At 64.5% G+C, this 6,539-nt stretch carries 6 protein-coding genes and 1 pseudogene; 2 read left to right on the top strand and 5 right to left on the bottom strand.

What is annotated here, in order from left to right; translation table 11 throughout:
* The coding region (locus ACESL8_RS11870) for a Clp protease N-terminal domain-containing protein (protein ID WP_372919113.1) at positions 1–1,198 on the bottom strand (1,198 nt) is incomplete at its 3' end.
* An 80-nt stretch (positions 1,199–1,278) separates the two neighbouring features.
* Complete coding sequence (locus ACESL8_RS11865) at positions 1,279–1,722, bottom strand: hypothetical protein (protein WP_372919111.1); 444 nt, start codon at positions 1,720–1,722, stop codon at positions 1,279–1,281.
* Between the two features lie 109 nt (positions 1,723–1,831).
* Here ACESL8_RS11865 and ACESL8_RS11860 point away from each other — a divergent pair, with 109 nt between their 5' ends.
* On the top strand, positions 1,832–2,893 hold the full coding sequence (locus ACESL8_RS11860) for a PQQ-dependent sugar dehydrogenase (protein WP_372919109.1): 1,062 nt from the start codon (positions 1,832–1,834) through the stop codon (positions 2,891–2,893).
* An 18-nt stretch (positions 2,894–2,911) separates the two neighbouring features.
* Here the strand turns inward: ACESL8_RS11860 and ACESL8_RS11855 are convergent, their stop codons facing one another.
* The 3 genes from ACESL8_RS11855 to ACESL8_RS11845 form a co-directional block, all read right to left on the bottom strand.
* Entirely contained in the window at positions 2,912–3,733 is an 822-nt protein-coding gene (locus ACESL8_RS11855) for an SDR family NAD(P)-dependent oxidoreductase (protein ID WP_372919107.1), read from the bottom strand.
* A gap of 77 nt (positions 3,734–3,810) precedes the next feature.
* A complete protein-coding gene (locus ACESL8_RS11850; RefSeq protein ID WP_372919105.1) occupies positions 3,811–4,209 on the bottom strand; it encodes an MAPEG family protein in 399 nt (132 codons plus the stop codon).
* An 11-nt stretch (positions 4,210–4,220) separates the two neighbouring features.
* Positions 4,221–6,134 carry a CocE/NonD family hydrolase gene (locus tag ACESL8_RS11845; protein ID WP_372919103.1) on the bottom strand — a complete coding sequence of 638 codons (1,914 nt, stop codon included), beginning with the start codon at positions 6,132–6,134 and terminating at the stop codon, positions 4,221–4,223.
* 110 nt (positions 6,135–6,244) lie between these two features.
* On the opposite strand from ACESL8_RS11845, the pseudogene ACESL8_RS11840 reads away from it, so the two are divergent.
* A pseudogene (locus ACESL8_RS11840) lies at positions 6,245–6,539 on the top strand (hypothetical protein); the annotation flags it as partial.

The raw sequence follows: 6,539 nt of genomic DNA, 5'->3' as shown, positions 1-6,539 counted from the left end.
CCGCTTCGTCCATCAGATCAATGGCTTTGTCGGGCAAAAACCGGTCAGCAATGTAGCGGTTGGACAGGGTGGCAGCGGCGACGATGGCGCCATCGGTGATGCGCACGCCGTGGTGGAGTTCGTATTTTTCCTTCAGGCCGCGCAGGATGGAGATGGTGTCTTCCACCGTGGGTTCGCCGACCATTACCGGCTGGAAGCGGCGTTCGAGCGCGGCGTCTTTCTCCACATGCTTGCGATATTCGTCCAGCGTGGTGGCGCCGATGCAGTGGAGTTCGCCGCGGGCCAGCGCCGGTTTGAGCAGATTGGAGGCGTCCATCGCGCCTTCGCCCTTGCCGGCGCCGACGAGCGTGTGCATTTCATCGATGAACAGCACGACATCGCTGCCTTCAGCCCGCACTTCGTCGAGCACGCCCTTCAACCGCTCTTCAAATTCGCCGCGATATTTGGCGCCGGCAATCAACGACCCCATGTCCAGCGACATCAGGCGTTTGTCTTTCAGGCCGTCGGGCACGTCGCCGTTGGCAATGCGGATCGCCAGGCCTTCGGCAATCGCGGTCTTGCCCACGCCGGGTTCGCCGATCAGCACCGGATTGTTCTTGGTGCGGCGCGCCAGCACCTGGATGGTGCGGCGGATTTCCTCGTCGCGGCCGATGACCGGATCAAGCTTGCCGGCGCGCGCGGCTTCGGTGAGGTCGCGGGCATATTTCTTCAACGCATCGAACTGGTTTTCGGCGCCCGCACTGTCGGCGGTGCGGCCCTTGCGGACGCTATTGATGGCTTCGTTCAATGCCTGCGGCGTGACGCCGGCGGCTTTGAGCGCTTTGCCGGCTTCGGTGGTGGTGGCGAGCGCGAGGGCCACGAGCAGCCGTTCGACGGTGACGAAGCTGTCGTTCGATTTCGCTGCCACCTGTTCGGCGCTATCGAGCACGCGCACCGTGTCATTGTCCCACGCCAGGCTTTGCGCGCCGCTGCCGGAAACCTGCGCGATCTTGGCCAGCGCCTGATCGGTGAGTTGCAGGGCGGTGGCCGGCGTGCCGCTGGCAGCCTTGATGAGGCCGGAAACGAGGCCCTGATCGTCTTCAAGCAGTGCCTTGAGCACATGTTCGGGGGCGACGCGCTGATGATTGTTCCGGATCGCGACCGTTTGTGCCGATTGCAGGAAGCCCTTGGCGCGGTCGGAGAATTTCTCGATATTCATGGGGGCGTGATCCTCCTGTTCACAAGAGGATATGGAGCGGCATCACGGCAAGACAAGTAGGAGTATTGCGGAAACGACCTTCAGCGCGGCTTGAGCCAGCCGAAGACAAAGCCGCCGATGGCGCCGGCCATGCAGAACAGCACGAAACCATCCAGCCCGCGTGCACCGGCGAGCGGCGTGGTCTGGAACTGGGCGTGCATGGCCATCAGCGTCGCAGCGATGGCAAAGGCGCCAGCGGGCGGCCAGGCAATCGGGGCGAGCAACGGCACCCGTGGTTTGAGCCAGGCGGCGATGCCAAAGGCCACCAGCAGGGCAAAGCCGAACACCGCCAAAACCGGGAGCAGCAGGCCGGTGAAATCGCGCAGCGCGGTTTCCAGCGCCAGCCCGGTGGGGATTTCAACGCCCAGATCGATCAAGCCTGATTGCACCTGCCAGCTTTGTATCATGCTGGCGATGGCGGTGGTGGCCAGAACCGCGGCGGACCAGGCCGGGGCTGTTCGCAACAGGTCTTTGATGAGTGTCATTATTTTTTCCTGTTCGTTTCCATTGTCTACTCCATGATGGAAACGCGTGGGAAGGGTTGATTCGTTACAAATGATCATAAGTCTGAAAAAATTGTTAACAACTCTTGCCGTGAGCGCTGCGGCGTTGACGGCGGGCACGGTGCGCGCCGAACGCGTGACGGTGATGGCCAGCGGCCTCGATCATCCGTGGTCGATGGCGTTCTTGCCGGGCGGCGATGTGCTGGTGACGGAGCGTGCTGGGCGGTTGCTGCGGCTGGTTGCGGGCGGCAAACCGCGCGCCATCGCCGGTGTGCCGGCGGTGCGGCTGGAAAAACAGGGGGGCTTGTTCGATGTCGTGCTGCACCCGCGCTTTGCCGATAACGGCCTAGTTTATCTCTCCTATGCGGCTGGCACAAAGGCAGCGAACTTCACCCGCATCACTCGCGCCCGGCTTGATGGCGACCGGCTGGTGGATGCGCGGGTAATCTTTCAGGTGAGCCCCGCCAAGGATACGCCGGTGCATTTTGGCGGGCGCATGGCGTTCCTGCCCGATGGCAGCCTGGTGATGACCACCGGAGACGGATTTGATTATCGGGAGCAGGCGCAGCGGGTGCAATCCGGCCTCGGCAAGATCATGCGCATGGCCGATGATGGCCGGCCGCTGGCGGGCAATCCGTTCATCGGCAAGGCCGGCGCGCAGCCCCATATCTGGAGCTATGGCCACCGCAACCCACAGGGTCTGGCGGTTGATCCGGTGACAGGGTGGTTGTGGGAGCATGAACACGGGCCAAAAGGCGGTGATGAACTGAACTTGATCCAGAAGGGCGGCAATTACGGCTGGCCGGTTGCCACGTTCGGGCTGGATTACAGCGGTGCGACGATCACGCCGTACAAACGCTACAAGGGCATGATTGATGGCCGCGCGGTGTGGGTGCCGTCGATCGCGCCGTCGGGGCTGGCGGTTTACCGCGGCGCGCTGTGGCCGCAATGGCAGGGCGATTTGATTTTGGGCGCGCTGGTGAACAAGGAGGTGCGCCGCGTGGATGTGGACGCCGCCGGGCGCGTGGTGGGGCAGGAACGCATCTTTGCGTCGATCACCGCGCGGATCAGGGATGTGCGGGCGGCGCCGGACGGCGCGATCTGGCTGACGACTGATGAGGAAAAGGGGCGCGTGCTGCGGGTGACGCCGTAGGGCGAGACCCCTTGCGCCTCAGTGCGCCGTCCAGCCGCCGTCGATCACCAGTTCGGAACCCGTCATGTAACGGCTGGCGTCGCTGGCGAGGAACACCACGCCCGCCGCGATATCCTGCGGCAGGCCGGCAAAGCCCATCGGGGCGCCGGCGCCGATCGCATCCACATCGATGGTGTTGGCGCCGGGCTGGGCGGCAACCGACAATGCGGCCGACAGCGCGCCCGAGGTGTCGATTTTCTGCCAGATCGGCGTGTCGATAATGCCGGGGTGGACGCTGTTGCAGCGGATGCCGTCGCGCATGGCGGCGCATTCCATCGCCACGGCCTTGCTGAGCAGACGCACCGCGCCCTTGCTGGCGCAATAGGCCGACATGCCGGCCGAGCCGCCCAGCCCGGCGACGGACGAGATGTTGATGATCGAGCCGCCAACATGGCCGTCGGGGCGAGGGCTGCGCATCGCTGGCAGCGCGTGCTTGGTGCCGAGGAAACAGCTGGTGACGTTGATGTCCATCTGGCGGTTCCACTGCTCCAGCGTCACCTCGGTGATCAGGCCCGAGGTGCCGATGCCGGCGTTGTTCACCAATATGTCGAGCCGGCCATAAAGAGCCATCACGCGCTTGATCAGTTCGGCCCAGCGCGGTTCTTCGGTCACGTCCTGGCCGCGGAAGGTGCCTTGGCCGCCGGCGGCTTCGATCATCGCCGCCGTTTCGCGGCCGCCGGGGGCATCGATATCGGTGACGAACACGATGGCGCCTTCAGCCGCAAGTGCGATGGCGCTGGCGCGGCCGATGCCGCTGGCGGCGCCGGTAACAAAGGCCACGCGGCCGGTGAGTGTGCCCATGGATCGGGTCCTTCGCTATTGACTGTTCCGCAGCCTGACAGTTGAGCTGCGGCGGCGCCAGCCCTTCAAAATGGCAATCAGATGAGCGTTGAAACAGCGCCCCAGATGCCGGCGCCCAGCATGATCAGGCTGGGAAACAGGGTGAGGCCAAAACCCGGGCCGCGTTTGGCTGGATCGGCATAATAGGCGCGGGCAAACACGATGCGGCCCACGCTCCAGACGGCGGTGAGGCCGGCGGTGACCAGATCACCCAGCACCGGCGCGGCAACAATCACGGCGGGCAGCAGCAGCGCCAGTTGTTCCAGCGTGTTCATCTGCACGCGGTAGCGCTTGTCGAATTCGGGATGACCGCTGGCTTGCGGGGCCGGCACGCTCCAGGTGGCGCGGGCGCGGCCGACGTTCACCGCAAGCACAAAATAGATCAAAAGCGCCAGCACGAGCGCCAGTGTGGTGAGGGGATGAGCAGAAAGCAGCATGGAAGTTCCTTTCAGTTGGCAAGTGCAGCGCGGGCGGCGGCGGCGCCGCCCACGATCGGGATGGCAATGTGGCTGGGCCGCAGCGTGTCGCGCCACACGCCTTGGGCGGCTTTCTGGTAATCGCCGGGCTGGGCGGTGAAGATGTTGGGCACGAATGTTTGCGGATTGCGGTCGTACAGCGGGAACCAGCTGGATTGCACCTGTACCATCAGGCGGTGGCCGGCTGGAATCACATGGTTTACGCCGGGCAGCAGGAAGCGGTAGCGTTCGGCCTTGCCCGGGGTGAGCGCACTCGGCGTATCAAAGCCTTTCACATAGCGGCCGCGAAAGATTTCCATGCCGATACCGAGCTGCAAGCCGGCCAGTTCGGGCCGCGCGCTGTTTTCTTCGGGGAAGACGTCGATCAGCTTGACGACCCAATCACTGTCGGTGCCGCTGGTGCTGGCGAACAGATTGGCCTGGGGTTGGCCGTGGATTTGCAGCGGTGCCTTGAGCGGCTGCGAAACATAGGTGACGACATCGGGGCGGACACTGGCGTGGCGCTGGTCGCTGACCAGCCAGCTTGACCACACGGCGCGGTTACGCACATCCACGGGTACCGGCACGAACGGCACCGGGTGGGCAGGATCGGACACATAATCATCGTGCGCGGCCTTTGCCGCCGGGGCCGCCAGCGACAGGCTGAAACGGTCATCCAGATAAAGGTTCACCGTCTCCCCGGCCGGAAAGCGCTCGTGCCGCTGCCATTGATCCGCGCCCACGGCATAGGTGAACACCGGCGGCGCATCGAAGGCGGGCGCACCGGTTTTCAGATGGGAATCAAGGAACGGCTTCATCACATCGCGGCGGAATTGCAGCCCGGTGTCGCCGTTGAACCGCAGCGGGCCGAGCGATGAACCATCGTAATTCACCCCCGAATGCCGCCGCGGCCCGATCACCAGCGACAGCATCTTGTTGCCGGTGTCCTTGGGTTCGAGCGCGCGATAGACGGCGGGCGCGCCATAGCTGTCTTCCTGATCCCACTGGCCCACCACCAGCATGGTCGGCACGGTCAGCGGCCGCGCGCCCAGGATCTTGTCCAGCGCCTGGCCCTGCCACCAGCTGTCGTACGCCGGGTGCTCCATCAATTTTTTCCCGCCGGGCAGCGCATCCAGGCCATAGCTCGCGATGTAACCGCCAACTGAACCGGCACTGAGAAACTCGGCATAATAATCGCGCTGGCCCATGGCCACGGGGTCCTCGTCGTTCTTGGTCGCGGTTTGGCCGGTGAAATAATCCAGCATGGTCTGGCGGAAGGCGCCGTTGTGGAACCAGTCGTCGCCGATCCAGCCATCGACCATCGGCGACATCGGCACCGCGGCCTTCAATGCCGGGTGCGGATCGATCAGCGCCATCAGCGCGGTGAAGCCGGGGTAGGACGAACCGGTGACTGCGACGCGGCCGTTGGTTTCGGGCACGTTCTTCACCAGCCAGTCGATCGTATCCCAGGCATCGGTGCTGTGATCGGTTGCCGACCTGTTGAGCGGGCCTTTCAGCGGCCGGGTGATGACATAATCGCCTTCGGATTGGTTGCGCCCGCGCACATCCTGATAGACGCGGATATAGCCATCGCTGACGAGTTCGGCATCGCTGATGGGCAGGATTTCGGTGATGCGCTGGCTGGGGTTGCGAGCTGTGGTTTTGCCGGCGTTGTAAACCGTGCGGGTGAGCAGGATCGGGCCGTTCGCGGTGCCTTTTTTCATCACGATCACCGTGTACAGCTTCACCCCGTCGCGCATCGGCACCATCACTTCGCGCCGGATATAATCGGCGGCCGGCGTCACCGCGTTGAACGGTGCGGCGATATCGGGAGCCATGGTGGGTGTTTGCGCGAAAGCCCCCGCTGCCAGAACCAGCGCGAGCGTTGTTGCCGTGTATTTGATCATGTCCCCTCCGTTGGTCTGTTCATGGCCCGGACTGCGCGCGGCGGCAAGCTGGTTGGCACCTGCGGCGCGATGGCGTAATAACGGTGCATCAGGCTTCATGAGGTTTTCGTATGCGCATTGCTGCCCCGACCATCCTTGCCGTCCTGCTGATCGCGGCGCCCGCTGCTGCTGCCGATGCGCCCAGGCAGGCGTCGCCGGCGGTGGTGCAGAAATTGCTCGATTGCCGCGGGCTTGCAGACGGCGCGGCGCGGCTGGTGTGCCTGGATGCCGGGGTGGCGGCGCTGGCCGGCGCGGTGGAAAACCGCGATGTGCTGGTGGCCGACAAGGAGCAGGTGCGCGCGGCGCGGCGCGGCCTGTTCGGGCTGGCGCTGCCCAGCTTCAACCTGTTTGGCGCCGACAAGGATG

Origin of the sequence: Sandarakinorhabdus sp., from assembly GCF_041689835.1 — a bacterium.
GTDB lineage: Bacteria > Pseudomonadota > Alphaproteobacteria > Sphingomonadales > Sphingomonadaceae > Sandarakinorhabdus.
The sequence above is the reverse complement of the archived record's forward strand: the minus strand, read 5'-3'. Positions and strand labels throughout refer to the sequence as shown.

Coding starts and splice junctions, on each gene's coding strand:
- ACESL8_RS11845 (WP_372919103.1), bottom strand. CDS start 6,134: ATGATCAAATACACGGCAACAACGCTCGCGCTGGTTCTGGCAGCGGGG.
- ACESL8_RS11855 (WP_372919107.1), bottom strand. CDS start 3,733: ATGGGCACACTCACCGGCCGCGTGGCCTTTGTTACCGGCGCCGCCAGC.
- ACESL8_RS11850 (WP_372919105.1), bottom strand. CDS start 4,209: ATGCTGCTTTCTGCTCATCCCCTCACCACACTGGCGCTCGTGCTGGCG.
- ACESL8_RS11865 (WP_372919111.1), bottom strand. CDS start 1,722: ATGACACTCATCAAAGACCTGTTGCGAACAGCCCCGGCCTGGTCCGCC.